Raw genomic sequence first — 24,521 nt, forward strand, 5'->3', positions numbered from 1 at the left:
ATGCGGAGGTGATGGGTGTGCCGTTGGACGGACCAGAGCGGCCGGCCATCAGGTCTCGGGGTCCTCGTCGAGGCCCGCCGGCTTGCGCAGGCGCAGCAGCGGGCTCGCGGCGATGACGAGCCCGATGACGAGCAGCACGACCGTGATCGGGCGGGTCACGAAGATCGAGAAGTCGCCCTGGGAGATGTCGAGCGACTCGCGCAGCGAACGCTCCATCAGCGGCCCGAGCACGAGCGTCAGCACGAGCGGGGCGAGCGGGATGTCGAACCGGCGCATCACCACACCGAGGACGCCGAAGCCGACCATGACGAAGACGTCGAAGACGCTGTAGTTGATCGTGTAGGACCCGATGACGAGGAAGAGCAGGATCAGCGCGGTCAGGATCTTCTGGGGGATCCGCAGGATCGCGGTCCAGACCCGAACCAGCGGCACGTTGAGGATGAGCAGGATGACGTTGCCGACGAAGAGGCTGGCGATGATGGCCCAGGCGATGTCGGCGTGCTCGGTGAACAGCGTCGGTCCTGGCGTCAGGCCCTGCTGGAGGAAGGCGCCCATGAGCACGGCGATGGTGGGGGAGGCCGGGATGCCGAGGGTGAACAGCGGGATGAGGGCGCCGTTGGCGTGCGCGTTGTTCGCGGTCTCGGGGCCGGCCACCCCTTCGATGGCGCCGCGTCCGAGCTCCTGCCGGAAGCGGGAGAACTTGCGTTCGGCGCCGTAGGACAGCAGCGAGGACACCGAGCCGGTCATCCCGGGGATCAGCCCGAGGACGAACCCGATGCCGGTGCCGCGGACGATGGACGGGGTGCTGCGTCGGAAGTCGGTCCGGGTCGGCAGCAGACCGCGCATGCCCGGTGTCTGTGGGTGGTTGGGACGGTTGCCGGCGGTCGACAGGAGGATCTCGGAGAGCCCGAAGAGGCCGACGATGACGGCCACGAAGCTGACGCCGTCCAGGAGCCGGTCGCTGCCGAAGGTGAAGCGCGGCGCCCCGGCGACGGGGTCGATGCCGATCATGGCGATGAGCAGGCCGATGATCCCGGAGATGAGGGCCCGGACCATGCTCTTGCCGGCCAGCGCCGCCAGGAGCGAGATGCCCACGACCATGAGCGCGAAGAACTCCGGTGGCCCGACCTTGAGCCCGAGCGAGCCGAGTGGCTTGGCCGCGATGACGAGCCCGACCGTCGCGATGACGCCCCCGACGAAGGAGCCGATGGCGGCGATGGTCAGGGCGACGCCGGCCCGGCCCTGCTTGGTCATCTCGTAGCCGTCGATCGTCGTGATCGCCGAGGCGGCCTCACCCGGGGTGTTGAGCAGGACGCTCGTGATGGTGCCGCCGTAGGCGGTGCCGTAGAAGATGGCCGCGAGCATGATGATGGCGCTGGCCGGCTCGAGGTTGAAGGTCAGCGGAATCAGCAGCGCGACGCCGGCCACCGGGCCGATGCCGGGCAGCACGCCGATGAGCGTGCCCACGAGACAGCCGATGAACGCGAAGAGCAGGTTCTGGGGCGAGAGGGCTGCGGCGAACCCGCCGAGCAGCTGGTTGAGGACGTCCACGGCTCAGATCCCCCAGAGGCTCAGCGGCGGGACCGACGCCAGAGGGAGCGGCACGAGCAGGAAGTCGCTGAAGAGGTGGAAGGCTCCGACGCTGCCGGCCACGGCGACGAGCACCGAGGTGAGCCAGCCGACCTTGCCGATCCACCGCAGGTGGAAGAGCAGGAACAGGAGCATCGCCAGCTGGAACCCGATGAGGTCCAGCACGAGGCCGAGGACGATCAGGCTGGCCACGGTGATGCCCGCGGAACGCCACACCCGGCGCTGCTCCCGGCCCGGGGCCTCCTCGAGGCGGGGCGTCTGGAAGAACCACGCGATGCTCAGGAGCACCAGCCCGCAGGCGAGGACGAGGGGGAAGAAGCCGGGGCCGGGGCCCTCGGGCGACCAGATCCCCAAGGCGGTCGAGCTGGCGGCCACGTAGAGGCCGACCGCGGTCAGGACCGCTTGGACGGCCCACGTCCCCGCGGGGCGCTGCATCGGCGGCGAGGCCTGCTCCGCGGCCGGGTCGGCTGTCGCGAGAGTCTCCATTGAATCTCAACTTTCATTGTGTGAAACTGTGTCTCACTTGCTGCACGCAAGAGTGTCCGCATGCTGGCTCAGGGTCAAGGGGCTGAGCCGAATTCGCGAAAGAGTCTCACTGTGTGACACTCTGGACCCCCTCACCGAACGGAGCCGTGGACGATGCCGACCTCGCCGCCCAACCCGATGCGCTCCCTCGACCGGGCCATCGACGTCCTCGAGGTCCTCGAGGCCGCTCCCCGGGGCATGCGCCTCACCGAGATCGCGCGGGAGTCCGGGTTGCACGTCGCGACCGCCTTGCGCATCCTCAACGCGCTCCAGGCGCGCGGCCGGGTCGAGCACGACGGCACCCACTACCGGGCCGGCGTCGCCCTCCTGTTCGGCGCCCACGCCTACCTCACCACCAGCCCGCTGGTCGCCGCCGCGAGGCCGGTGCTGCAGGACCTCGCGAGCGAGACCGGCCTCGCCTCCTCCGTCTTCGTCCGCACCGGACTGCATCGCGCGATCATCGCCCGCGTCGAAGGGTCCAACCCGCTGCGGTACGAGCTGCCCGTCGGTGAGCGCCTGCCCCTCCACCTCGGCGCGGGCAAGGTGCTCGCGGCCGCCCTCGACCCGCAGGAACGAGAGCACCTCATCGACGTCGTGACACCCTTCCAGACGGCCGCAGGGCAGGAAGTCACCGCCGAACAGCTCCGCGAGGAGCTCGACTCCGTCATGGCGAAGGGGTACGCGGCATCCGACAGCGAGCGGGTCCTGGGGACCCGCTCCGTCGCCGCCCCCATCACCGACTCGGAGGGCCGGACCGTGGCAGCGATCCAGGTGGCGGGTAACGAGATCGGCTTCCCGCCCGAGCGCCTGGCCGCCTTCTCCGCCACCGTGCGCAACGCCGCACAGGCCCTGAGCCGCCGGCTCTGAGGCCCACGCGACGGGACGTCGCCCAACGGGCCGGACTCCTGGTCCGGCCCTTCGGCCTGCCCGACGCCACGGGCAGGACACCAGCGATCGCTCGTGCGCCGCTACGGCGTCCGTGCATGGGGACCGCCGCCGCGAGCTGACCATGCTCTGGGACTACCCGTGGCAGCCGATCAGGGACCCGGAGCTCGCGACAGCCACCCTCATGAGCGACCCGACGCTGCTGTTGCTGCCGCGCGACCATCCCTTCGCCGGCGCGGATGCCGTCCCGGTGGCAGCGCTCGAGGACCAGATGTGGATCGTGCGTGACGAGCACCCCGTGGCCGACGTCCTGCGACGCGTCTGCCGCAGTGCAGGATTCGAGCCCGAGGTGGCCTTCGCGGCGAACGACTACCAGGAGACCCAGGGGATGGTCGCGGCCGGCATCGGGATCGCCCTGGCGCCTCACCTCGCGCTCAGCGCGCTACGCCCGGACGTCGTCGCCGTGCCGCTGGAGAAGGCACCGAACCGCCGAATCCTGCTGGCACACCTGGCCGGTCGGAGGCTCAGCGCTGCTGCGCGCGAGGCGACGGCGGTCTTCCGCTCGGTCGCGAACACGCGAGCGTCCTCCCAGAACCAGGACTGAAACGATGTGCAGAGGCGCGTCAGGGAGCGGCATGCCAGCGGACCGGGCCGGCGATGATCGGTGGCCGCCCGACCACGCGGTCGTTGCCCCGTCGTTGCCGTGGCACCGGGCGTGACGCACGGGACTGCTGGTCGTATGCAGCTCGGCGGACGGGGTCGTGCAGCACCGCATAGGCGGCGAGCACCTGTTGCAGGGCCGTGTCGGACGCCACGCGTCCGTGCTCGTCACCCGGGTCTCGGGTGTCCGGGTGGTGCCGCCGGAGCAGGACACGGTAGGCACGGCTGATCTGGGCCTGGGTGGCGGTCGGTGACAGCCCCAGGGTGGCGTAGAGCTCGGGCTCCGGTGCGGGCATGGTCCGTTCGATCGTGGGCGGGATCAGGGTGGCGGCGATGTCGTGGCCCCGGCCAAGTGCACGGCCGGGGCCACGGTGCGAGATGAGTTCGACCGGCCCGCCGAAAGGGTGCCGTTCAGGCGCGCGCCGCGCTCCGTGCGTCAGACGCTCTCGGTTCGGATGTGCCGGCGGGGCGAGCGATCACCTCGTGCGGATTGGTTCACGTGTGCCGATCACCTGCCTCCCCTGTCATCGTCCGTCTTGGTTGGGTCCCGTTGGTTCTCAATAGTTCTCAGTGGTTCTCGGTGGGTCTGCGGCTGCCGGGCGGGGGGCCGCGCTCCCGCGCCGAGCGGTCGACCCCGCCGTCCCGTGCTGGACCGGGGCGGGGCGAACCGCTGGCTGGTCGGCGGGCTCGGTCGCTGCCCCGACGCCCGCCGGCGTCGCGACGTCGGGGCCGTCGGGCCGGCGGCTCAGGCCATTCCGCGGCGATGATCGCCTCGAACTCGGCCGCGACCAGGTCCGCGTCGGCGCAGATGAGGTCGTAGAACTGCTCGTCGACCGTCTGCGCGTCGCGGTCACCGGTGAGGGGTGCGGTGGGCATGACCGGTCCTCTCGCTCACCGGGTCAGGCGTTGATGGCCCGCCGGTCCTCGCCCTTGGTCGCGACGGCGATCTTGCGCGGCTTGGCCTGTTCGGCGACCGGGATCTGCAGTGTGAGCACACCGGCGTCGTAGCTGGCGCTGATCTTCTCGGTGTCCAGGTTGTCGCCGAGGATCAGCTGGCGGCTGAAGATCCCGCGCGGTCGCTCGGCTGCGATCAGCTCGGCATCGCTGGCTCGGGCCGGTCGCTCGGCCTTGACGGTGACGACGTTGCGTTCGACATCGAGGTCGATCGAGCCCGGGTCGACCCCGGGCAGGTCGAACTCGACGTGGAAGGTGTCCCCGTCGCGCCAGGCGTCCATCGGCATCACCGACGGTCGGGCGAGGGTGCCGTTGCTGCCGAAGACCTGCTGGGTGAGCCGGTCCAGGTCACGGAACGGGTCGGTGCGCATCAGCATCGTGTCCACCTCCATCACTCCTGTTCTCTCGGATGCTCCGTGTGGGCCACAGATCCGAAAAGGACCTGTGGTGTGCGCTATAGATTTGATATAGCACCCGTGGGATGCTGATGCAAGGGGTCATTCAGATGAGTCGGCGAAAGGACGTCAGGGCGTGGATGTCGTGGGTGCTGCAGCACCGGACCCGGCCCGCGGTGTGTACGGGATCTCCGTCGCGGCGGAGCTCGCGGGTACCGGGGTCCAGAACCTGCGCGCCTACGAGGCACGCGGGCTGTTGACGCCGGAACGCACGGCCGGAGGCACCCGCCGGTACAGCGCCGACGACATCGCCCGGCTCCGGCGCATCGGCGTCCTGCTCGACGCCGGGCTCAACCTCGCCGGGATCGCCATGGTGATCCCCCTGCAGGACGAGAACAGCCAGCTCCGCTCGGAGCACGAGACGCTGACGGAGAAGGAGGAAAAGCCATGACTGACAACCGGATCCGACGTACCAACCACATCGAGCACGTCATGGACCCCCACCTCGTCGATGCCATCGAGCCGGTCCCCGAGTCCGACCGGCTCGAGCAGCTGACCCTTGCCGATCCGACAGCCGACCCCTCGGACGGCCCTCCACCGGCTCCGGGCGCCTCCACCTTGGTCTGGGATCCCGAGGCGTCCGGGCCGGCCGGACTCGTCGACGAGGCGGACTGGCTGGAACAGCAGTTCCCGGTCTCGGCCACCGCACCTGACGACGAGGACTACGCACCCGACCTGGGCGGCTCCCGGTAGCCGAGCTCCTGCCCGCACCCACTTCACCCCACTTCACCGACCGCCCCACTCCCTGAAGGAGACGTCGACGATGACCGTCACCGTCCAGAAGCCCCCGGCCGATCAGGGGGCGCTTGGATCGATGAGCATCCGAGAGCTTGTCCTCGCGCTCGCCGCGCTCGAAGACGACCTGACCGAACCGGCCCACGGGCCTGACGAGCGGCACAGCCGCGCGGCCGACACACCCGCGGACGGAGCATCTGCTCGCGAGCGCGCGATCAGGGACGAGCTGCGGCGACGCCGGCTCGCACTACGCGACCGAGCCTGAGCGCACACCGCGGGTGCGTCCATCGACATCCCGGTCGGCACCGCGTTCCAGTACCGCTGCACCGTCGCCGTTGGGCGTGCCGCGCGAACTGCTCGTCGCGCTCAGGCATGGCTTCGCGGTGCGTCCAGCGACCGGACCGCTCCGGATCGACGCCCGGGCAGGCGCCTGCGCGGTGGGCCCAGCCGCGGGCCCGGCGCCGTTTCACGCTCGGCCGCCGGGTCACGATTGCTGAACGGTGTGGAGAGTCCGAAGACCTGCAGGCGCGCCGCTCCTAGCCTGACCGTCAGGAACAGGGGGTGCGATGGTCCGGAGCCAGGCCGCCGTCGACAAGGCGCTGCGCGTTGCCGTCATCGTGATCGGCGTGGCCTTCGCCGGCTACATCGCGTTGCACGTCCTGCTCTTCCACGCGCTGCAGGAGCCGTATCCGTACCTGGACGTGCAGAACGAGAGCGGGCGCCCGCTGCTCATCGAGCGGGCCGACTTCGCGCCCTCACCCGGCGGGGCGGACCTGAGCGTGCTCGCGTGGCACGCCATGTCGGGATGGCCGGCGGGCAGCTACGAGTGCGACCAGAGCCAGCTGGTGGCCCGCGACGTGCAGGGATCCGTGGTCGCGCGGAGAACCGGCGTCTGCCAGGGCGACACGTGGACCATCACGTCGGAGGGCATGTCGGCAGCACCCCGCTACCGACCCGGGCCGGCAGGCACCGACCTCGTGGAGGCGCGCCTCGTCCTCGTCACGTCCGACTCGAGCGGACCGGTGGTGGTGTGGTGGCGGGCTCTGCCGCAGGCCCTGCAGCAAGCTGCAGCAACGGGCAGTGCGGCGGGTGTCAGCGTGCACGGCCCGTTCCTCGAGGGCGACGACCTGACGTTGTACGTGCGTGGGCCCGATGCCGCCACGGTCCTGGAGTTCGCCCGCACGCGGGTGCTGACTCCGTCACCCGGAAGGGTCGACGCCTACATCACCGATCCGGGCCGGCCTGCGCCGACGTCGCCGACCCCGGTGGTGCTGGAGTCGACGACGTCGCCCCCCGCCCGCACGCGCTGAGCCGTCACGGGCTGGTCGTCGTGGCACCATTTTCGGGAGTCGCGACGGCGCCGTCGGCGCTCGGCGTGGACGCCGGCTCGTCGGAACCGGTGCCGTCCGTGCCCTCGCTCGTCGTGGGTGCCGGCGTGGACGGCGTCGGCTCGTCACCGGTCCCGGCGCCCGTCGGGTCCGGGGCCGGGGCCGGGGAGACGCTGCTCGGGTCGGTGGCCACCGGCGTCGGCGACGTGCTCGGCGTCGACGACGTCCCACCGTCGACGGACGTCGACTCGCCGGGCACGAGCGGCCCCTGCTCCTTCTCGATGATCTGCACGATCTGCTGCTTGTAGACCTCGAGCCGGTCGCTGATCTCGGACAGCGGCACCTCGGTGATGTGCGCCCCGAACGCGGCGATCTCCTTCCAGACGGCGGCGATCTGCTGCTTGCCCTCGTCGCTGAGGGGACCGTCGAGCGTGAGGAAGAGCTGCGAGGCGAGCGCGTAGGACAGGCAGTTGACGCAGTCGACGTTGACCGCGCCGGAGAGGTTCTGCGGGACGGCCACGTGGTTGTCACCGGTGACGAGGACGATCTGGAACCCGATCGCGACCGCGGCGCAGTTGTCGCAGCTGGAGAAGGCGTAGGCCTCGTTGGTGTTGAGCGCCGGCGAATCGTCGTCGATCCACACCAGCGCGAACGCGACGTCGTACTGGATCGTGCCGTCGGTGGTGTTGACGGCCAGCGCCTGGTTGTCCCCGGGGCCGGGAGCGAGCGGCTTGTCGAAGGGGAAGACCCAGCCCGCGGCCGACGGCGTCGGCTCGGGGTTCGCCGCCGAACCGGAGTCGACGCCTCGGGGCACCAGCACGACGGCCAGCTGCGGCTTCTCACGCGTCGGACGCGGGTCGCTCTTGCCCCAGCCTGCGAGCACCGTCCCGCTGGCACCCTGCGTCAGGCCTGCCGGGGACCGCCGCAGGGCGGCGGGCGCCGGGATCGCCCCGGCGGCCTGCACCAGGGTGCCGCCCTCATAGGGCTGCACCGGGCGGTAGCTCCCCTCTCGCGGCCACCAGGCGAGCACGAGGCCGGCCACGAGGGCCAGGGCCACGACGCCGGTGGCCCCGCGCTTCACCGGGGCGCCCCGGGTGCGGCGCAGGGCCGCGGTCACGAGCCCGCGCACGAGGCGGACGAGCAGCACGGCCGTCGCCAGGATCGGGAAGACGACCGCGAGGATCGCGACGCATCGCGCGCCGATCGCGAGGACGTCGGTGTGGGCCCACGCGTCGGTCAGCGCGTGGGACTGTGCGCCAAGGCTGCGCCACGCCGTGCCCAGAACGCGCGGCAGGGCGATGACCATGGTGAAGATCGAGAACATCAGGACCGGCACCACGACGAGCACCCACAGCGTCACGACCACCCGCGCCCAGGGCTTGAGCACCCGCGACTCGGGATCCTTCCACCGCCAGGGAAGGACGCCGAGCAGGGTCGGCCTGATCCGGTGGAAGAGGTCGGGCACGCCGGTGACGTCGGCGAGCACGTGGTAGCCGTCGAACCGGACGAGCGGCGTCAGCTGGCGCACCATCTGCAGGATCTGCGTCGCCACCACGAGCAGCAGCGCGTCCCACCGCGTCAGCCACCAGACGCCGGCCGTGGCCACGGCAACCATCGCGTTGAAGTAGAGGCCACCGAGATCGGTGCGGACCCTCCCGCCTCGGCCGAGCCGGTAGGAGTCGGTGACGTCGGTGTAGAAGGCCGGCCAGACCAGGTAGATGCCCGCGCCCATCACGCCCGGCGTGGCCCCGCCGCGTCGGGCGGCCGCGGCGTGCCCGAACTCGTGGAAGCCGGCCGAGAGCACGGTGACCAGCACGACGACCAGCAGGAGGCCCGGCTGGTCGAACGCCTGGTAGGTCGCGGACGCAAGGCCCTCGTGGAACAGCACCCACCAGCTGACCGCCAAGAACACGGCCACCACGAGGGCCACGAGAACCGGGTGGAAGAGCCGTGCGAACGGTGCGGTCCAGCGTCGGGTTCGCTCGGGGTCGGTCACGGCGTACTTGAACCGGAGCGCGAGCAGCGGGTTCGACTTCTTCAGCTCGGGCTGCGAGCCGTCCTCCCGGGCGAGCAGCCCGAGCGGGCGCAGCTGTTCGTCCACGAGGGTGCGCACGTTGTCGCCGGTGACCGTGCGGCCCTGCACCGCACTGACGTGCTCGGCCACCTCGTCGAAGGACCGGCGGCCGTCGACCGTCGTCAGGACCAGGTAGAGCAGCGGCGTGAGCTGGAACGTCTGCCCGTCAGCCCGACGGGCGAGTGCCGGTGGCACGCGGTAGCCGGAGCCGGCCATCTCGCCGATCAGCTCGACGCCCTCCGCCCGCACGGGTGCACGCGCGCCCCGCGCTGCACCCTCAGACGCCTCACCCTCCGGCGCCTCAGCCGTGGGCGCACCGGGCGCGGGCAGCACAGGACGCGACGGCGACTCCATGTCGTCGTCGCGTCCTGTCCGGCCGGAGAGGACCGTCACGGGCCGGCTACTGCTTGATGTCGGAGGACTGGTCCGAGGTGGCCTCAGCAGAACCGGTGATGTCCTGGTTGATGATCGCGTCCTGCTGCGAGACCGCGACCGCGTCGCTGCCCACGGAGCCGACGTTGGCGGCCACCGCGGCGTCGATGGGGGCGGCCACGTTGGCGTTCGCGGCCACGGCGCCGTTGATGGGCGCCGCGACGTCGGCGTCGGCGTCGACGTTGACGTCGACGTTGAGCAGGTTGCCGTCGAGCATGTCGCCACTGGTGACGCCGCCTGCGGTGTCGCCCACGGCGCCAGCAGCGCCACCGGCGTCAGTGGACCCGGTCGCGCCTCCCACCGCATCGCCGACACCGTCCGCCGGGGCCGTGGACGGCGCGTCGGTGGCGGTGCCCGTCGACGCGTCGGCCGGCGCCGGGGCACCGGAGTCGACCACGTCGTTCCCCTGGTCGATCCCGCTGTCCTGCGTGGCGTGCGCGGTGGCGTCGGTGTCGAGTCCCTGGTCGATGAGCACGCCCTGGTCGCTGAGCGCCTGGGCGCTCGAGTCGACCGAGAGGACGTTGGCGCCGACCGCCGCGTCGATCGGCGCCGCCACGTTCGCGTTCGCGGCGACGGCCAGGTCGATCGGGGCCGCCGCGTCGATGGCCAGGTCGATGTCGGCGTTGAGGTCGAGGATCGAGACGACCTCCTTGTCGGGAAGCGCGGTGGTGCTCTCGGCAGCGAGCTCCTCGGCCGACAGGCCGACAGGCTTGTTGTCACTCATCCCGGGTCTCCGTTCTCGGCAGGCCGTCACTGGCGTGACGCTGCCGACCCTTTACCCAGTCCGGTTTGTCCCGGAACGCGCCCGCCGTCGCAGTCGGTGACGTGGCGGCCCCGCCTCAGCCGACCTGGTAGCGGCGTCGGGCGATGCCGAGGCCGACGAGGGACACGACGGCGACCGCCATGTAGTAGAAGCTCGGCGCGCTCAGGGAGCCGGTCAGGCTGATGAGCCACGTCAGCACGAGCGGGGCGATGCCGCCCATCACGGTGACGCCGACGTTGTAGGCGACCGAGACGCCGGTGGCGCGCACGTTCCGCGGGAACAGGACGGTGAGCAGCGCCGGCAGCGGCCCGAAGTAGAAGGCCATGATGACGCCGAGCACGCCGATGGCGACCACGAGCACCGGCACGCTGGGCGAGGCGATGACCACCGCGAACAGCGGCCACGCGAGCACGAGCGCGCCCACGGCCGCCCAGACCATCACCTTCGCCGGGCCGACGCGGTCGGCGAGGTGACCCACGAGCGGGACGCCGACCATCGTGACGATGCCGGCCACGACACCACCGAGGTAGGCCGCGCTCGCCGGGACGCCGAGGTTCTTCACCGCGTAGGTCGGCATGAAGAGGATGAGGTAGACCGAGATCGTCGCGACGCCGACGCACGCCGAGCCGGTCAGGACGCGTCCGAGGTGCTCGGTCAGGGTGGCCCGGATCGGGGTCTCGTGGGCGGTGCCCTCGGTGAACTCCTGCGTCTCGGACAGGCGAGCGCGGATGTAGAGACCGACCGGGCCGATGAGGCAGCCGAGGACGAACGGGATGCGCCAGCCCCAGCCGTAGAGGTCGGCCTTGGACAGCTGGTTGAACAGGACGTAGCCGAACGCCGAGGCGAGGAACATCGAGATGCCCTGGGCCGCCACCTGCCACGAGGCGTAGTACGCCTTGCGGTGCGGCGCGGTCTCGACGAGGAACGTGGTGGCAGAGCCGAACTCGCCGCCGGCGGAGAAGCCCTGCACGAGCCGCGACACGAGGATGATGACGCCCGCCCAGGCGCCGACCATGGCGTGCGTCGGGGCGGCCGCCATGAGCAGCGTGCCGACCATCATGAGCAGCAGCGTCAGGGTCAGCGCCTTCTTGCGCCCGTGCCGGTCGCCGTACCCGCCGATGAGCATGCCGCCCAGGGGTCGGACCAGGTAGGAGATGGCGAAGGTCGCGAAGGTGAGGATGAGGCCGAGCGTCGCGTCGCCCTCGGGGAAGAAGTTCTCGGCGATGACGACGGCGAACGAGGCGTAGACGATGATGTCGAACCACTCGAGGGCAGCGCCGATGGAGCTGCTGATCACGGCCTTGCGCGCTTGGGCGAGACGCTCGGGCGTCACGTCCGCTGGGATGTCGGTGAGGACGGTCATGGTGCTCCTTGGGTGAGGACGAGCGGTCAGGCGCGCTGGTCCGCGCGGAGGTGGGTCAGCAGGGTGTCGAGGAAGGCGTCGCAGCGCTCGATCTGCTCGAGCTCGACGTACTCGTCGGAGGCGTGGGCCTGGGCGATGTCGCCGGGCCCGCAGACGACGGTCGGTATGCCGGCGCGGTGGAAGAGGCCCGCCTCGGTGCCGTAGGCCACCTTCTCCTGCGAGGGCAGGCCGCCGAGCCGGCCGACGAGCTCGATGACCTCGGCGTCGGCGTCGGTCTCCAGGCCCGGGGCCTGCGCGCCGATGGACACCTCGACGCGGGCGTCCGGGTTCTCCTGCCGCATCAGCCCCTCGATGCGGGCGGCCTCGGCGCGGAACCTCGCGACCGTGGCGTCGACGTCGACGGCGGCGACCGCGCGGAACTCGAACGTCAGGGTGCACTCGGCCGGCACGGTGTTGACGGCGATGCCGCCCTCGACCTGGTTGACGGTGGCGGTGGTGAAGGGGACGTCGTAGTGCTCGTCGAACGGCCCGTCGACGCGGAACTCGTCGGCGACCTCGCGGACGAAGCGGATCAGGTGCGCCGCGTACTCGATCGCGTTGACGCCGAAAGGAGTTCGTGACGAATGGGCGGCGACGCCGTGGAAGGTGACCTGCAGCATCGTCAGCGCCTTGTGCCCGCGGATCACGCGCATGCTCGTCGGCTCGCCGACGATGCACGCCCTCGGCGCCAGCCCTCGGCGGACCATCTCGTCGACGAGGGAGACGGCGCCGACGCAGCCGACCTCCTCGTCGTAGGAGAAGGCCAGGTGCACGGGCTCGCTCAGCGGCGTCGCGGCCAGCTGCGGCACCTGCGCGACGACCGCGCCGACGAAGCCCTTCATGTCGCACGTGCCACGCCCGTAGAGGCGGCCGTCGCGCACCACGGGCACGAACGGGTCGCTGGCCCAGTCCTGCCCGTCGACCGGCACGACGTCGGTGTGACCCGACAGCACGATCCCGCCGGTCGTCGACCCGTCCGCCGCCGGGAACGTGGCGAGCAGGTTGGCCTTGGTGCCCTCCGCGTTCGGGATGAGCACCGGCTCGACGCCGTGCGCCCGCACCTCGTCGGCGATCAGCCCGATGAGCTCGAGGTTGCTGTCGCGGCTCGTCGTGTCGAGGCGCAGCAGCCGGTCGACCCACTCCAGGGTGGGGGTGCGGGTGAGGGCAGCGTCCGTGGACGCGTCCGTCGGGGACGCGGCGAGCGCGTCGGCGGTGTGAGGCGTCAAGGGTCGGCTCCGTCGGTCGGGGTCAGCGGCGTCTTGGTGGTTTCGCTGCGGTGGGCCGAGAATGGCAGCCATGCCGAGGAGAGGCGCAGTGACGCAGGATCGCGCGACGCGTGCTGAGATCACGCAGGATTCCGCCATACGCGTCGACGAGGTGGACCTTGCCATCGTCAACTGCCTCCAGCTGAGCCCGCGCGCCTCGTGGACGCTGGTCGGGGAGGCGCTCGACCTCGACCCGGTCACGGTGGCCCGGCGGTGGCAGCGGCTCAGCTCGGCGGGCATCGCCTGGGTGTCGGGCCGGGCGGCGGGGCAGGGGCAGCCCGAGTCGTGCCTGGCCGTGGTGGAGCTCAGCTGCGCCGCCTCCGAGACGCTGTCCATCGCCGCCCGCGTCACCGAGCTGCCGCACGTGCTCAGCGTCGAGCACACGAGCGGCCCCCGGTCGCTGACGGTGCTCGTCGAGGTGCGCGACCTCGCGTTCCTGTCGCGGTTCCTGCTCGAGTCGCTCGGCTCGATCCCCGGCGTCGTCGCCACGAGCAGCCACGCCGTGACGAAGGTGTACTCGATGGGCGACCACTGGCAGCTGCACGTGCTCGACGCCCGCCAGCGCGCGGTCATGATGCGAGCGCCGCACCCGCGCGTCGACGGGCTCACCTCCGAGCAGGCCGACCTCGCGCGCCCGTTCGACGCCGTCGACCGGCAGGTCACGCTGCTGCTCGGTGAGGACGGGCGGATGCCGGTGGCGACCATCGCGGCGCGAACCGGCTTGAGCGAGAGCACCGTTCGCCGGCGCCTCGCCGGCCTCATCACCAACGGGCGGGTGGTCCTGCGCTGCGACATGGCCCTGCCCGACTCCGGCTGGCCGGTGATCAGCTGGCTGTGGGCCTACGCCGACGCCGGCGACGTCGACAGCGTCGCAATGGCGCTGCGCCGGCTGCCCGGCATCCGGGTGTGCTGGCGGATCTCCGGCGGCCAGCCCAACCTCATGCTGGCCCTCACGACGCACTCCCTGCACGAGCTGTCCGCCGTCGAGGCCAGCCTGGCCGCGGAGGTGCCCCGCATGTCGATCCTCGACCGGTCGATGGTGCTGCGGTCGATCAAGCGTATGGGGCGGGAGCTGGGAGCCGACGGCCGAAGCGTCCGCGCCGTGCCGCTGGACATCTGGGCCGACCCGGCAGGTCCGACGCCGGCGACGTGAGGCACGGCGCGGCGCCGGGGTCGGTGGCGCCCACGAGCTCCGGCGGCAGGTGGACGACGATGTCGGCGTAGGGACCGTCCGGGGTGGTCGTGACCTCCCACCCCGAGCGCCGGATCAGCCCGAGCACCGCCCAGTTCTCGGCCAGGACGGTCGCGGTGAGATGGGTGATGCCCGCGTCGGCGGCACGGCGGGCCAGCTCGTGGACCAGCTGGCCGCCCACCCCGCGGCGGTGGTGGCTGACCGCGACGAAGCGCGCGGCGTCTGCCGGGGTGAAGGAGCGCACCGGCCGGAAGTAGCGCAGGTACCGCGAGTCCGGGGACATCCGTCGGAGCAGGTCGGTCATGTGGGGCGCATCCGTGGGCGTGAGGCGGCGCAGCCGGATCGCACACGAGGTCCCCTCGCGGCCAGCGTGTGCCGGCCGCGCCACCGAGGGCGGGGCGATGGTCGCGAGCCCTGTCCTCGCGTTGCGTTGACGAGATCCGGCCGTCGCGAGCCCGGCCAGGAGGGGGATGCGCATCGAGCTGCCTTTCTGTGAGCTGCGCGGATGTTGCACGGGCGGGCCTAGGCGATGGCCGTACCGGCGATGTGCGTGTTGAACGGCAGGAACGGCGAGCGGATCCGGTAGTCGCCGACGTCGACCCTGGTGAAGCCGGCAGACCGGATGACGCCGGCGAGGTCGCGTTCGCAGGAACAGCCCTCGAAGACCCATGCCCACGGCCGACGCAGCACCCGCTGGGCCCAGCGCGTCGGGGTGCCCGGCTGAGCGGCGACGTGCTCGGCGAAGCTGAACCGGCCCCCGGGCCTCAGCACCCGGCGGACCTCGGCGAGGACGGCCTCCGGGTCCCGGACGCTGCACAGCACCAGGCTGGAGATGACGGCGTCGGCGCCGGCGTCGGGAAGGTCGATCCGCTCGCCGACGACGCTGCGGATCTCGAGGTCGACGCCGTGGGCGCGTGCCGCGCGCTGGAGCCGGGGGTGCATGTGGCGGTTGGGCTCGATGGCCACCAGGCGCGCACCGTCGGGCAGGTAGCGCAGGTTGGCGCCGACTCCCGCGCCCAGCTCGACCACCGTGGGCGGCAGGTCGGCGAAGGCGACGGACTTGCGCTCGTGCATGAGCCGGTCGATGTAACCGCCCATGACCGAGAAGAACGCCGCGTTGAAGCGTCCGCGGCCCGGATGGTCGACGAACTCCGCGACCTCCTGCACCTCCTCGCAGGTGCGGGTGCGCGTGGTGGTCGACGTGGTGGATTCGCTTGCGGGAGTGGTCATGTGACGAGCCTGCGGGACGCGTCACCCCGTCGTCAGCAGTGGAAATACCGCACTTCGGCGGTCAGCCGACCCCGCTCGACGCGACGTACCAGGCCGCGATCTGGGCCCGGGACCCGAAGCCGAGCCGCTCGCGGATCCGTTCGACGTGCGACTCGGCCGTGCGCTCGCTGATCATCAGCTCCTGGGCGATTCGCCGGTTCGACCACCCCAGCGCCACGAGCGCTGCCACCTCCCTCAGCCGGGGCGTCAGCGTCGGAGGGGCCACCGGGCCGAGCGGGGCCAGCCCGAGGCCGACACGCATCGCGTCGAGCACGGCGTGGGTGTCGCCGGCGAAGGGGATGTGCGTCCGGCCGTCCAGCACGGTCAGCGTCGCACCCTCGATGCCGCCGGCCAACCGCTCGCCCTCGGCGAGCGGCACCGCGCGATCATCCCGGCGGTGGATGACGCTGGTGGGCGCGGTGATCCGGCCGAGGTCGCCGGCGACGTCGATGTCGTAGCAGGCCGCCAGCAGCCGGTGCGCCCACGCCGCGGACGTCGAATCCCGCTGGTACCGCGCGAACATGGCGCGGAACCCGGCGTCCGCGTCGGGGGCGAAGATCTCGGTCAGCACGTCCGAGGCGAAGCCCCAGTGCTGGTCGACGAGCCCGAGCACGTGCTCGCGCACGGCCGGATCCGCCACCCCGTCGCCGTCGACCCACCCTCCGTAGAGGACCAGCCTCGTCACCGACTCCGGGTGGCGCGCCGCCCACCGCACGGCCAGTGGTGCACCGAAGGAGGCGCCGACCAGGTCGAAGCGCGTGGCATCGACGGCGGTCGCGACCGCGTGCAGCACCTCCAGCTCGAGGTCGACGACGTCCGTGCGGGCGGTGGGTCCCGACAGGCCGCACCCCGGGCGGTCGTAGCGCACCAGCGTCCGACCATCGGCCAGGCCCTCGTAGAACTGGCGCTCCGCCGGCACCGCCCACCCCAGCTCGAGGTGGGACACCCACCCCGGCACGTAGATCGCGACCGGGCCCCTGCCGGCGACGGCGAACCGGATCGCCGTGCCGTCCTCGAGGTTCGCCGTGCCGAGCTGCTGCTCCACGAGCGCCATTGTCCGGCGACCGAGGGACCGACGGAAGCGATGACTGCATTGCCGCCGGCTCGTCTGAACCGACGGCTCGACCACGTCGTACTCGTTCCGTCGACGTGGATCACGCCGCGCCGCGTCGACGGCGTCAGCGATCTCCGAAGGGAGGAGACGCGGTTGCGCACGAGCACGCATCGGAAGCACCCGGTGGCCTCTGCCCCGAGAGTCGTGACCGCGACCCGCGCCGCTCGGCACGGCGGGTCCCACCAGCCTGCACTGGACGGGGTCCGTGGCGTCGCGATCCTGCTGGTCCTCGGCCAGCACGCCCCCACCAGACCGCTGGTCGACGGCTTCCTCGGTGTGACGGTGTTCTTCGGCATCTCGGGCTACCTCATCACCACCCTGCTGGTCCGCGAGCTCCGGACCGGCCGCATCGACGTCCGGGCGTTCTACCGCCGCCGCGCGGCGCGGCTCTACCCGGCACTGCTGACCGTGGCAGCGGTGACCGTCGTGGTGGTCCTGGTGGCTCGACCCGACCTGGGCGTCGGGCAGGTTCTCGCCCCGGCCGGCGCGGCCGCCACCTACACGACGAGCCTCTTCGACTGGGCCGGCCACCCGTTCGCCACCCAGGACTACCTCAACTACACGTGGACGCTCTCCGTCGAGGAGCAGTTCTACCTCGTGTGGCCCTTCGCGCTGCTCTGGGCCTATCGACGCAGCCCACGGCTGTTCGCCGCGGTCACCGTCTCGCTCATCGGGGTCACGCTGGTGCTGAACCTGTTCCTCGGCCTGAGCCGGCAGGTCCACTTCGACCCGCACGAGTACTTCGGGACCGACACCAATGCGCTGCCGATCCTGGTCGGCGCACTGCTCGCCGTCGTCCTGCACCACGGCTGGCTGCCCGACGCCGTGGGGCGCCTCGCGTTCTTCGCGCTGCCGGCGGTCGCCCTCCTGCCCGCGCTGGCCTACCGCGACGACACCGACCACACCTCGCTGGTGGTCGTCGCCGGTACGGCGCTGACGCTGGTCGTGCTGACCGGCGTCGTGACGCGTCCGGGCTCGGCGGTCGGACGGCTGCTGGCGAGCGCACCGCTGCGGTGGCTCGGCGAGCGGTCCTACTCGATCTACCTCTGGAGCGTCCTCGCGCGGATCGCGGTCCTCAGCTGGTTCGGACACTCGGTGGTCGGGGACGGCGTCTGGGTCGCGATGTTCGTCGTCCTGGCCGAGGTGAGCTTCCGGTTCGTGGAGCGGCCGCTGCGCGCGAGGTTCGCACCGGCGGTCCAGCGCCGGGAGGAGATCACCCCGACGGTGTGATGCCCGCCCGGACCCCTCCGGCGAGCGTGGAGGCTGTCCCGCCGTCGTCGAAGGAGCCCGCCGTGTCCGGTTACCCGCTCATCGCCGACCACGGCCTCATCGGTGACCTGCAGACCTCGGCCCTCGTGTCCACCGACGGCACCATCGACTGGTTCTGCGCCCCCAGGTTCGACTCACCGAGCACCTTCGGCGCGCTGCTCGACCACAAGCGCGGTGGCCGGTGCAGCGTCACCGCCAAGGCAGACGTCTTCACCCGCAAGCAGCTCTACTTCCCCGGCACCGCGGTCCTCGTGACCCGTTTCCTCACCGAGGACGGGGTCGGCGAGGTCGTCGACTTCATGCCTGTCGCGGGGGAGACCGAGGCCGCCGAGCACCGGATCGTGCGGATGGTGCGGTGCGTCCGCGGGGCGATGACCTTCACCGTCGAGATCTCGCCGCGCTTCGACTACGGGCGAGAGCCGCACGAGGCCGACCTGAGCGAGGACGGCGTGGCGTTCCGGGGCGCGCGCACCTCGATGTGCGTCGACCTCGTGCGGGAACCGGATGACGAGCGCCTGGCCATCGGGACCGTGGACGAGCAGGGCGACGTGCGGGCCGAGCTGCCACTGACCGCAGGCCAGATGCGCGGGTTCGTCCTGCGGTCCGGCGGCGCCGGGCCGCCCCGGGCGCTGCGGGTGGCGGAGGCGTGGACGCTCTTCGACGACACCGTCCGGTTCTGGCGCTCGTGGCTGTCGCAGTGCAGCTACTTCGGGCGCTGGCGCGAGATCGTGCACCGCTCGGCCATCACGCTCAAGCTCATGACGTACGCGCCCAGCGGGGGCCTCGTCGCCGCCCCGACCGCGGCCCTGCCCGAGCAGATCGGCGGGGAGCGCAACTGGGACTACCGCTACACGTGGGTGCGCGACGCGTCGTTCTCGGTCTACTCGCTGCTGGGGCTCGGCTTCACCGAGGAGGCCGCCGCGCTGGGGCGGTGGCTGGGTGCCCGGGTCCGCGAGCAGCGCAGTGGAGCGGCCGGGCCGCTGAACATCATGTACCGGGTCGACGGGTCCAGCGACCTCGTCGAGGAGGTGCTCGAGCACTGGGAGGGCTATCGCGGCAGCGCCCCGGTGCGCATCGGCAACGGCGCCGCCGACCAGCTCCAGCTCGACATCTACGGCGAGGCGATGGACAGCATTTGGGTCGGCGACCGGCGTGGCCTCGAGGCGAGCCACGAGGGCTGGCAGCACATCCGCGACCTGCTCGACTGGCTGGCCGAGCACTGGGACCAGCCGGAGGAGGGGATCTGGGAGACGCGCGGGGGGCGTCAGGACTTCACGTACGGACGCGTCATGTGCTGGGTCGCCCTCGACCGCGGCATCCGCCTGGCCGCCGACAACGGGCGGCCGGCGCCGCTGGACCGGTGGCGCGCCGAGCGGGACGCCATCTACGAGCAGGTCATGGAGCGGGGCTGGCACGAAGGTCGGCAGGCCTTCGTGCAGCACTACGACACCGACGTCCTCGACTCCTCCCTGCTGCGCATGTCGTCGGCCGGCATCATCGCCCCCACCGACCCGCGGTGGACCTCCACCCTCGCGGCGATGGACGACGAGCTCGTCACCGACAGCCTCGTCTACCGCTACGACCCGGCCGCCTCCCCGGACGGGCTGCGCGGCTCGGAAGGCACGTTCTCGCTGTGCACCTTCGCCTACGTCGACGCCCTCGCCCGGGCGGGGCAGCTCGACAAGGCGCTGGTGACCTTCGAGAAGATGCTCACCTACGCCAACCACCTCGGCCTCTACTCCGAGGAGATCGCCCTGACCGGTGAGCAGATCGGCAACTTCCCGCAGGCGTTCACCCACCTGGCCCTCATCGACGCCGCCATCACCCTCGACCGCGCGCTCGGATCATCCGAAAAGTGTCATGTGCCGAGGGCGAGGTCAGCCCTACCGTGAAAAACGCCGCCGCCCCGGCGGCAGCGAGCGAGGTCTGTGCAGTTCACCAGTTCAGGAGGCTGTGAGATGACAAGCACTGTGCGAACAACAGGGGGCACGACCGAGGGGCGCGGCCTGCGCGGCGTGGCCGTCATCGGCCTCCTCCTCATCGTCTTCGGCGCGATCCTCGCCGTGGCCGGCGTGGTCACGTGGGTGACGGTCGCCAACCAGCTCTCCGCCGAGAACATCACGGTCTCCAAGGACGCCGCGCAGTTCGCGGGCGCGACGGTGGACACCCCCTGGGAGGCCTACGCCCAGGCCGAGGTGATCCAGAAGCACGCCCTGGAGGCGTCCGGCGGGAAGACCTACGCCGAGCTCGACCAGACGGACCCGAAACGCACGACGGTGATGACCGCCTCGTTCCTGCGGGCCTCGCTCTTCACGTCGGTCGTCGCCTTCGGGGTGGCCCTCATGGCCGCCGCGCTGGGCGTCGGGTTCATCCTCGTCGGGTTCGCCCTGAGGCGGGTGGCCAGACGCGCCGACGTGGTCTGAGCCCAGTCAGCCCGGACGCGGCAGCCGGTGTCGCGCCGACCCCGCGAGACGTGAAGGGGAGACATGCAGGCGGTGACGGTGGTCCCCGGCATGGCCGGCTCAGCCGTGCTCGACGACGTGCCGGAGCCGGCCGCTGACGCCGGGCCGGTGCTCGTCGAGGCCCTCGCGGTCGGGGTGTGCGGCACCGACGCGGAGATCGCGAACGGCGGCTACGGGTGGGCACCACCGGGGCAGGAGCGCCTCATCCTCGGGCACGAGTCCCTGGGCCGGGTGCTCGACCCGGGCCCGACCGGGCTGGCGATCGGGGAGCACGTCGTCGGCATCGTCCGGCACCCCGACCCGATGCCCTGTCCCAGCTGCGCGGTCGGCGAGTGGGACATGTGCTCCAACGGCCTCTACACCGAACGCGGCATCAAGCAGGCCCACGGCTTCATGGCCGAGCGCTGGAGGGTCGAGCCGGAGTACCTGGTCCGGGTCGACGAGCGGCTCGGCACGCTCGGGGTGCTCCTCGAACCGGCGACCGTGGTCACCAAGGCGTGGCAGCACATCCTCTCGATCGGCCAGCGCACCTTCTGGGACCCCCAGGTCGTGCTCATCGTCGGGGCCGGCCCCATCGGGCTGCTGGCCGCCCTGATCGGCGTGCAGCTGGGCCGGGAGGTGCACGTGCTCGACCGGGTCACGACGGGCCCGAAACCCGGACTCGTCGAGCAGCTGGGCGCGAGCTACCACGTGGGCACGGTGGCCGAGCTGGGGCTGCAGCCCGACATCGTCATCGAGTGCACCGGCGTCGTGCCGCTCATCGTCGAGGCGGCCGACGCCGTGGCAGCGGGCGGCATCGTGTGCCTCACCGGCATCGGGTCGCCCGACACGACGACGGCCGCCACCGCCGCGCTGCTCGCCAAGGACGCGGTGCTCAAGAACCTGGTGATCTTCGGCTCGGTCAACGCCAACCGTCGGCACTACTTCCGAGCCGCCCGGGTGCTGGCTCGAGCAGACCGGGCCTGGCTCGAGCAGCTCGTGACCCGCCGGGTGCGACCCGCCGATGTCGAGCAGGCCCTCGCCGGCCGGCCCGACGACATCAAGGTCGTCATGGAGTTCGCCCAGCCGTGACCGGCGACGTCGGCGAACGCACACCGGACGCGCGACCCCCTGTCGGGGGCCGCTGGCAGACTCGGGCCGTGTCCCGGCCGCCGCGCATCGAGCCCTCCGGCGACGTCGTCGAGCGGATCGCGTCCACGGCGCTGGAACTGCCCGACGCCTACGAGGAGGACGCCTGGACCGGCGTCCGGTGGCGGGTGCGGGCCAAGACGTTCGCCCACGTGCTCGTCGCCCAGGAGGGGTACACGTCCGCCTCCCGCGACGTCACCGGCGCGACCGAACCGACGACGGTGCTGACCTTCCGCTCGGCCGGCGACGAGCTGCTCGCCCTCGTCAACGCGGGCCGGCCGTTCTACCGGCCGCCGTGGTCGCCGACGGTCATCGGCATGGTGCTCGACGACGACACCGACTGGGACGAGGTCGCCGAGCTGGTCACCGAGAGCTACCGGTTCTGCGCACCACTGATGCTGAGGCGTCGCCTCGACGCGTGAGGGTGCGGACGCGTCCGGCGAGCCGAGCGACCCTCAACCGGCTGCGAGGTGCAGGCCGAACGCGGTGGCCATCGACGGAGCGGAGGCCGCCTCGCCGAGGGGCTGCGCACCGAGGACCTCGCTGTAGAGGCGCGCCAGCGAGTAGTGCGTCAGCGGTGTCGTGACGACGGCGCCGTGCAGTGACGGGTGGGCCACGGTGGTCAGCACGAGGTTGCCCTGCCCGTGGTCGTCCTCGTCGGCGGTCACCACGATCGCGAGATGCCCACTGCGCCAGTCCGGCCCGGCCATCACGGCCTGGGTCTGGGTCCGCAGCCAGCTGTCCGCCGTCGAGAGGTCGCAGTCGTGGGCGTCGTTGCACACGTCGGGGATCACCATCCCGGCGTCGGGGAGCGAGCCGTCGGACGCGTCGGTGCCCAGCCGGCCCAGCGGCACGTCGAAGCGGGCGCACGAGGACCGCTCGGCCACGTGGTAGGTCCACGGGTTGTGCCGCACGGCGTACCGCCCGGAGTCCTCCGTGGCGCAGTTGGTGGGCATGCCCTCGGCGTAGAGCCTCGCCGTCCTGCCCAGCGAGAGGGCCTGTCCGAAGACCGACGGCTGGTCGATCGGGTGGCTGGAGGGCGGGTCGTCGTCGGTGACGCCGAAGGTGCTGCCGCCCGTCATCGCCAGGTAGTTGGGCAGCGAGGGATGCGTCACCGCCCGGTAGCTCGTCGCGAGACCGAACCGCTTGCCCAGGGACGCGGTGTACGGCATGTCGGCCCGCATCTGGTCCAGCGAGTGGTTCTCGACGACGAACACGAGCAGCTTGGTCACCGTGCCCGGCGGCACCGACGCCGAGGTGGCGGCGGAGGCGGAGGTCGCGGTGGCGGAGGCGGTGGGCGAGGTGGAGGTCGCGGAGGTGGTGGAAGTGGGGGTACGGGTGGCGGAGCCGGCGGGGGCGGGCGGCGCCGGGGACTCGCCCGCCGCGCAGCCGCCGAGCACCGCCAGCGCGGTGGCCATCACCAGTCCGAGCACCTTGTTCGTCACGCGTCCCCCCGGTCTGAAGCGGTCTGCCGGCCGACCGTACCTCGCAGCCCTGAAGGCCGGCTGTCGATTGCGCACCGCAGGACGCCCGGGGTTCGATGGGCGTATGCGCGTCCGGCTCCGCCGCGGCCCGCCGGGGGTTGCCACGGCAACGTGCCTGGTGGCGTTGGCCGCCGGCTGGCTCGCCGGGTGCAGCGGTCGCGCGGCGAGCGACCCGACCGACGCCAGCCCGTCGGCGTCCGGGCGCGGCGACACCGTGCGCGTCCTGCAGCTGAACCTGTGCAACAGCGGGATCGCCGACTGCTACACCGGCGGACGGGCCGTCACACGGGCGGTCGAGGTGGTCCGCGAGCACCGCCCGGGCATGGTCAGCCTCAACGAGGTGTGCCGCGACGACGTGCGTGTCCTCGAGCAGGCGATGACGGCCGCCTCGCCCGCCGCGACGGTCGCCTCGGCCTTCGCTCCCGCCAGGGACCGCGGGTCAGGAGCACCGGTGCGCTGCCTGAACGGCCAGGAGTTCGGCGACGCCGTCCTCGTCGGTCTCGCGGCCCCGGGCGTCGCCGCCCGCAGCACCAGCGGCGACTACCCGGTGCAGGACCCCGGCGACACGGAGAAGCGCGTCTGGGTGTGTCTAGACCTCCCTGAGCGGTTCTCGGCCTGCACGACGCACACCAGCAGCACCGACGCGGCCGTCGCCCTGGCCCAGTGCCGGTACCTGCTGAGCTCGGTTCTTGCGACGCCGCAGGCCGCCACGACCGACGGCGTCCAACCGGTCGTCCTCGGCGCCGACCTCAACCTCGCGGCGGGAGGCTCACCCGGCCCGGACGCGTGCCTGCCCGGCGGCTACCGGCGCACCGACGACGGCGGTCGCCAGGACGTGGTCGTCAGCCCGGGCCTCGCGATCACCTCGCACACGGTCATCGACATGCAGGGCACCACTGACCACCCCGGGCTGCTGGCCGACGTCGCACTGCACCCCCGATGACGTGCTCGTCGTCCGCTCCCTGACCGGAGCGCTCGACGGAGTCAGAGGGTTGCCCAGCAGTAGAGCGCCTGGCCGGCCTCCCGGGCGCGACGGGCCAGGGCGCCGAGGTCGATGACCACCTGGGTGACATCGGGGACGGTGAAGCCGGCGCCGAGCTCGGGAACCCAGCCGTCTGCGAGCGCGGGCGCTCGGGCGGCGTCGATGTCGGCCAACCCGTCTCGGATCCGGGTGTCCAGCCGATCCACGCTCGGGTCCGTGAGCCACAGGGAGGTCTCGTCGACCGGTGGCGGGGTGTCCGGGGGCGGCCACAGCAGAGTGCTTTTCGGTCGACTGCTGAAGGGCGCGCCCTGTGCCAGCGTCACGAGCTGCTCGAGGTGGGGAGAGTGGAAGATCCCCTTGGTGGCCACCCCGTCGAAGGGCGGGTTGCCGCCGTCCGCGGCGTGCAGCGGCCCGCCGACGCGTCCGTGGGTGGCGCGGGCAGTCTCGTCGTCAGCGGCACGGAAGTAGTCGAAGTAGACGCCCATCGCGACTCCCCTCTCGGACGCGACCCTGTGCGCGCGGGGCGAGCCTAACGCGGCTACTTGTTCCATTG

At 71.9% G+C, this 24,521-nt stretch carries 27 protein-coding genes; 13 read left to right on the top strand and 14 right to left on the bottom strand.

Translation table 11 applies throughout. The annotated features are described in order from the left end of the window. Positions 1-48: 48 nt before the first annotated feature. Both BIV28_RS18675 and BIV28_RS18680 read right to left on the bottom strand, forming a co-directional pair. The gene (locus BIV28_RS18675) at positions 49-1,551 is read right to left on the bottom strand and encodes a tripartite tricarboxylate transporter permease (RefSeq protein ID WP_076264034.1); all 1,503 of its coding nucleotides are present in this window, start codon (positions 1,549-1,551) and stop codon (positions 49-51) included. Between the two features lie 3 nt (positions 1,552-1,554). Then, positions 1,555-2,076, bottom strand: coding sequence for a tripartite tricarboxylate transporter TctB family protein (locus tag BIV28_RS18680; protein WP_083707508.1), 522 nt, complete (start codon positions 2,074-2,076; stop codon positions 1,555-1,557). Between the two features lie 153 nt (positions 2,077-2,229). Between BIV28_RS18680 and BIV28_RS18685 the strand changes: the two genes are divergently transcribed. After that, positions 2,230-2,982 carry an IclR family transcriptional regulator gene (locus BIV28_RS18685; RefSeq protein ID WP_083707509.1) on the top strand — a complete coding sequence of 251 codons (753 nt, stop codon included), beginning with the start codon at positions 2,230-2,232 and terminating at the stop codon, positions 2,980-2,982. Between the two features lie 112 nt (positions 2,983-3,094). Continuing rightward, positions 3,095-3,604 carry a LysR substrate-binding domain-containing protein gene (locus BIV28_RS18690; protein ID WP_242653137.1) on the top strand — a complete coding sequence of 170 codons (510 nt, stop codon included), beginning with the start codon at positions 3,095-3,097 and terminating at the stop codon, positions 3,602-3,604. A 19-nt stretch (positions 3,605-3,623) separates the two neighbouring features. On the opposite strand, the gene BIV28_RS18695 is transcribed toward BIV28_RS18690, so the two are convergent. From BIV28_RS18695 to BIV28_RS18705, 3 genes are all read right to left on the bottom strand, one after another. Then, positions 3,624-3,956, bottom strand: a complete 333-nt coding sequence (locus tag BIV28_RS18695) for a J domain-containing protein (protein ID WP_076264035.1) — start codon at positions 3,954-3,956, stop codon at positions 3,624-3,626. A gap of 271 nt (positions 3,957-4,227) precedes the next feature. After that, complete coding sequence (locus BIV28_RS18700; RefSeq protein WP_076264036.1) at positions 4,228-4,536, bottom strand: hypothetical protein; 309 nt, start codon at positions 4,534-4,536, stop codon at positions 4,228-4,230. 23 nt (positions 4,537-4,559) lie between these two features. Continuing rightward, on the bottom strand, positions 4,560-4,991 hold the full coding sequence (locus tag BIV28_RS18705) for an Hsp20/alpha crystallin family protein (RefSeq protein ID WP_076264066.1): 432 nt from the start codon (positions 4,989-4,991) through the stop codon (positions 4,560-4,562). A 154-nt stretch (positions 4,992-5,145) separates the two neighbouring features. Between BIV28_RS18705 and BIV28_RS18710 the strand changes: the two genes are divergently transcribed. The 4 genes from BIV28_RS18710 (at position 5,146) to BIV28_RS18725 (ending at position 7,114) form a co-directional block, all read left to right on the top strand. Further along, complete coding sequence (locus BIV28_RS18710; protein ID WP_207556107.1) at positions 5,146-5,460, top strand: MerR family transcriptional regulator; 315 nt, start codon at positions 5,146-5,148, stop codon at positions 5,458-5,460. Continuing rightward, entirely contained in the window at positions 5,457-5,762 is a 306-nt protein-coding gene (locus BIV28_RS18715; RefSeq protein WP_076264037.1) for a hypothetical protein, read from the top strand. The genes BIV28_RS18710 and BIV28_RS18715 overlap by 4 nt, the downstream gene beginning before the upstream one ends. A gap of 70 nt (positions 5,763-5,832) precedes the next feature. Beyond that, the gene (locus BIV28_RS18720; protein WP_076264038.1) at positions 5,833-6,069 is read left to right on the top strand and encodes a hypothetical protein; all 237 of its coding nucleotides are present in this window, start codon (positions 5,833-5,835) and stop codon (positions 6,067-6,069) included. Positions 6,070-6,370: 301 nt separating this feature from the next. Further along, complete coding sequence (locus BIV28_RS18725; protein ID WP_076264039.1) at positions 6,371-7,114, top strand: hypothetical protein; 744 nt, start codon at positions 6,371-6,373, stop codon at positions 7,112-7,114. Between the two features lie 4 nt (positions 7,115-7,118). Here the strand turns inward: BIV28_RS18725 and BIV28_RS18730 are convergent, their stop codons facing one another. The 4 genes from BIV28_RS18730 to argE form a co-directional block, all read right to left on the bottom strand. Then, positions 7,119-9,455 (bottom strand): hypothetical protein, encoded by a 2,337-nt coding sequence (locus BIV28_RS18730; protein WP_076264040.1) that lies wholly within the window; start codon positions 9,453-9,455, stop codon positions 7,119-7,121. Positions 9,456-9,606: 151 nt separating this feature from the next. Beyond that, complete coding sequence (locus BIV28_RS18735) at positions 9,607-10,362, bottom strand: peptidoglycan-binding protein (protein WP_076264041.1); 756 nt, start codon at positions 10,360-10,362, stop codon at positions 9,607-9,609. Positions 10,363-10,477: 115 nt separating this feature from the next. After that, on the bottom strand, positions 10,478-11,764 hold the full coding sequence (locus BIV28_RS18740; protein WP_076264042.1) for an MFS transporter: 1,287 nt from the start codon (positions 11,762-11,764) through the stop codon (positions 10,478-10,480). A 26-nt stretch (positions 11,765-11,790) separates the two neighbouring features. Continuing rightward, positions 11,791-13,029: an acetylornithine deacetylase gene (argE, locus tag BIV28_RS18745; RefSeq protein ID WP_076264043.1), complete on the bottom strand. Its 1,239-nt coding sequence runs from the start codon at positions 13,027-13,029 to the stop codon at positions 11,791-11,793. 88 nt (positions 13,030-13,117) lie between these two features. Here argE and BIV28_RS18750 point away from each other — a divergent pair, with 88 nt between their 5' ends. Then, positions 13,118-14,221, top strand: coding sequence for an Lrp/AsnC family transcriptional regulator (locus tag BIV28_RS18750; RefSeq protein ID WP_207556108.1), 1,104 nt, complete (start codon positions 13,118-13,120; stop codon positions 14,219-14,221). Here BIV28_RS18750 and BIV28_RS20155 read toward each other — a convergent pair. The 3 genes from BIV28_RS20155 to BIV28_RS18765 form a co-directional block, all read right to left on the bottom strand. Continuing rightward, positions 14,121-14,564: a GNAT family N-acetyltransferase gene (locus BIV28_RS20155; protein ID WP_207556109.1), complete on the bottom strand. Its 444-nt coding sequence runs from the start codon at positions 14,562-14,564 to the stop codon at positions 14,121-14,123. The genes BIV28_RS18750 and BIV28_RS20155 overlap by 101 nt on opposite strands. 218 nt (positions 14,565-14,782) lie before the next feature. After that, positions 14,783-15,490 (bottom strand): class I SAM-dependent methyltransferase, encoded by a 708-nt coding sequence (locus tag BIV28_RS18760; RefSeq protein WP_076264046.1) that lies wholly within the window; start codon positions 15,488-15,490, stop codon positions 14,783-14,785. A 61-nt stretch (positions 15,491-15,551) separates the two neighbouring features. Then, on the bottom strand, positions 15,552-16,583 hold the full coding sequence (locus BIV28_RS18765; protein ID WP_076264047.1) for an alpha/beta fold hydrolase: 1,032 nt from the start codon (positions 16,581-16,583) through the stop codon (positions 15,552-15,554). Positions 16,584-16,787: 204 nt separating this feature from the next. Between BIV28_RS18765 and BIV28_RS18770 the strand changes: the two genes are divergently transcribed. From BIV28_RS18770 to BIV28_RS18790, 5 genes are all read left to right on the top strand, one after another. After that, entirely contained in the window at positions 16,788-17,873 is a 1,086-nt protein-coding gene (locus BIV28_RS18770; RefSeq protein WP_076264048.1) for an acyltransferase family protein, read from the top strand. Between the two features lie 62 nt (positions 17,874-17,935). Continuing rightward, a complete protein-coding gene (locus tag BIV28_RS18775; RefSeq protein ID WP_076264049.1) occupies positions 17,936-19,804 on the top strand; it encodes a glycoside hydrolase family 15 protein in 1,869 nt (622 codons plus the stop codon). Positions 19,805-19,870: 66 nt separating this feature from the next. After that, complete coding sequence (locus tag BIV28_RS18780; protein WP_076264050.1) at positions 19,871-20,335, top strand: aromatic ring-opening dioxygenase LigA; 465 nt, start codon at positions 19,871-19,873, stop codon at positions 20,333-20,335. Between the two features lie 63 nt (positions 20,336-20,398). After that, on the top strand, positions 20,399-21,445 hold the full coding sequence (locus BIV28_RS18785; RefSeq protein WP_076264051.1) for a glucose 1-dehydrogenase: 1,047 nt from the start codon (positions 20,399-20,401) through the stop codon (positions 21,443-21,445). Between the two features lie 68 nt (positions 21,446-21,513). Beyond that, positions 21,514-21,924, top strand: a complete 411-nt coding sequence (locus BIV28_RS18790; RefSeq protein ID WP_076264068.1) for an MmcQ/YjbR family DNA-binding protein — start codon at positions 21,514-21,516, stop codon at positions 21,922-21,924. A gap of 33 nt (positions 21,925-21,957) precedes the next feature. Here the strand turns inward: BIV28_RS18790 and BIV28_RS18795 are convergent, their stop codons facing one another. Continuing rightward, entirely contained in the window at positions 21,958-22,947 is a 990-nt protein-coding gene (locus BIV28_RS18795) for an alkaline phosphatase family protein (RefSeq protein ID WP_207556111.1), read from the bottom strand. A 157-nt stretch (positions 22,948-23,104) separates the two neighbouring features. On the opposite strand from BIV28_RS18795, the gene BIV28_RS18800 reads away from it, so the two are divergent. Beyond that, positions 23,105-23,929: a hypothetical protein gene (locus tag BIV28_RS18800; protein ID WP_083707512.1), complete on the top strand. Its 825-nt coding sequence runs from the start codon at positions 23,105-23,107 to the stop codon at positions 23,927-23,929. Between the two features lie 41 nt (positions 23,930-23,970). Here the strand turns inward: BIV28_RS18800 and BIV28_RS18805 are convergent, their stop codons facing one another. Then, positions 23,971-24,453: a hypothetical protein gene (locus BIV28_RS18805; protein WP_207556112.1), complete on the bottom strand. Its 483-nt coding sequence runs from the start codon at positions 24,451-24,453 to the stop codon at positions 23,971-23,973. Positions 24,454-24,521 lie beyond the last annotated feature (68 nt).

This window comes from Intrasporangium flavum, from assembly GCF_001956915.1.
GTDB classification, from domain to species: Bacteria; Actinomycetota; Actinomycetes; order Actinomycetales; family Dermatophilaceae; genus Monashia; species Monashia flava.

Excerpts from the sequence above, each read along its gene's own strand:
- BIV28_RS18680 (WP_083707508.1), bottom strand. The coding sequence starts at position 2,076 with ATGGAGACTCTCGCGACAGCCGACCCGGCCGCGGAGCAGGCCTCGCCG.
- BIV28_RS18685 (WP_083707509.1), top strand. The coding sequence starts at position 2,230 with ATGCCGACCTCGCCGCCCAACCCGATGCGCTCCCTCGACCGGGCCATC.
- BIV28_RS18695 (WP_076264035.1), bottom strand. The coding sequence starts at position 3,956 with ATGCCCGCACCGGAGCCCGAGCTCTACGCCACCCTGGGGCTGTCACCG.
- BIV28_RS18700 (WP_076264036.1), bottom strand. The coding sequence starts at position 4,536 with ATGCCCACCGCACCCCTCACCGGTGACCGCGACGCGCAGACGGTCGAC.
- BIV28_RS18705 (WP_076264066.1), bottom strand. The coding sequence starts at position 4,991 with ATGCTGATGCGCACCGACCCGTTCCGTGACCTGGACCGGCTCACCCAG.
- BIV28_RS18715 (WP_076264037.1), top strand. The coding sequence starts at position 5,457 with ATGACTGACAACCGGATCCGACGTACCAACCACATCGAGCACGTCATG.
- BIV28_RS18720 (WP_076264038.1), top strand. The coding sequence starts at position 5,833 with ATGACCGTCACCGTCCAGAAGCCCCCGGCCGATCAGGGGGCGCTTGGA.
- BIV28_RS18725 (WP_076264039.1), top strand. The coding sequence starts at position 6,371 with ATGGTCCGGAGCCAGGCCGCCGTCGACAAGGCGCTGCGCGTTGCCGTC.
- BIV28_RS18735 (WP_076264041.1), bottom strand. The coding sequence starts at position 10,362 with ATGAGTGACAACAAGCCTGTCGGCCTGTCGGCCGAGGAGCTCGCTGCC.
- BIV28_RS18740 (WP_076264042.1), bottom strand. The coding sequence starts at position 11,764 with ATGACCGTCCTCACCGACATCCCAGCGGACGTGACGCCCGAGCGTCTC.
- BIV28_RS20155 (WP_207556109.1), bottom strand. The coding sequence starts at position 14,564 with ATGACCGACCTGCTCCGACGGATGTCCCCGGACTCGCGGTACCTGCGC.
- BIV28_RS18760 (WP_076264046.1), bottom strand. The coding sequence starts at position 15,490 with ATGACCACTCCCGCAAGCGAATCCACCACGTCGACCACCACGCGCACC.
- BIV28_RS18765 (WP_076264047.1), bottom strand. The coding sequence starts at position 16,583 with ATGGCGCTCGTGGAGCAGCAGCTCGGCACGGCGAACCTCGAGGACGGC.
- BIV28_RS18780 (WP_076264050.1), top strand. The coding sequence starts at position 19,871 with ATGACAAGCACTGTGCGAACAACAGGGGGCACGACCGAGGGGCGCGGC.
- BIV28_RS18785 (WP_076264051.1), top strand. The coding sequence starts at position 20,399 with ATGCAGGCGGTGACGGTGGTCCCCGGCATGGCCGGCTCAGCCGTGCTC.
- BIV28_RS18805 (WP_207556112.1), bottom strand. The coding sequence starts at position 24,453 with ATGGGCGTCTACTTCGACTACTTCCGTGCCGCTGACGACGAGACTGCC.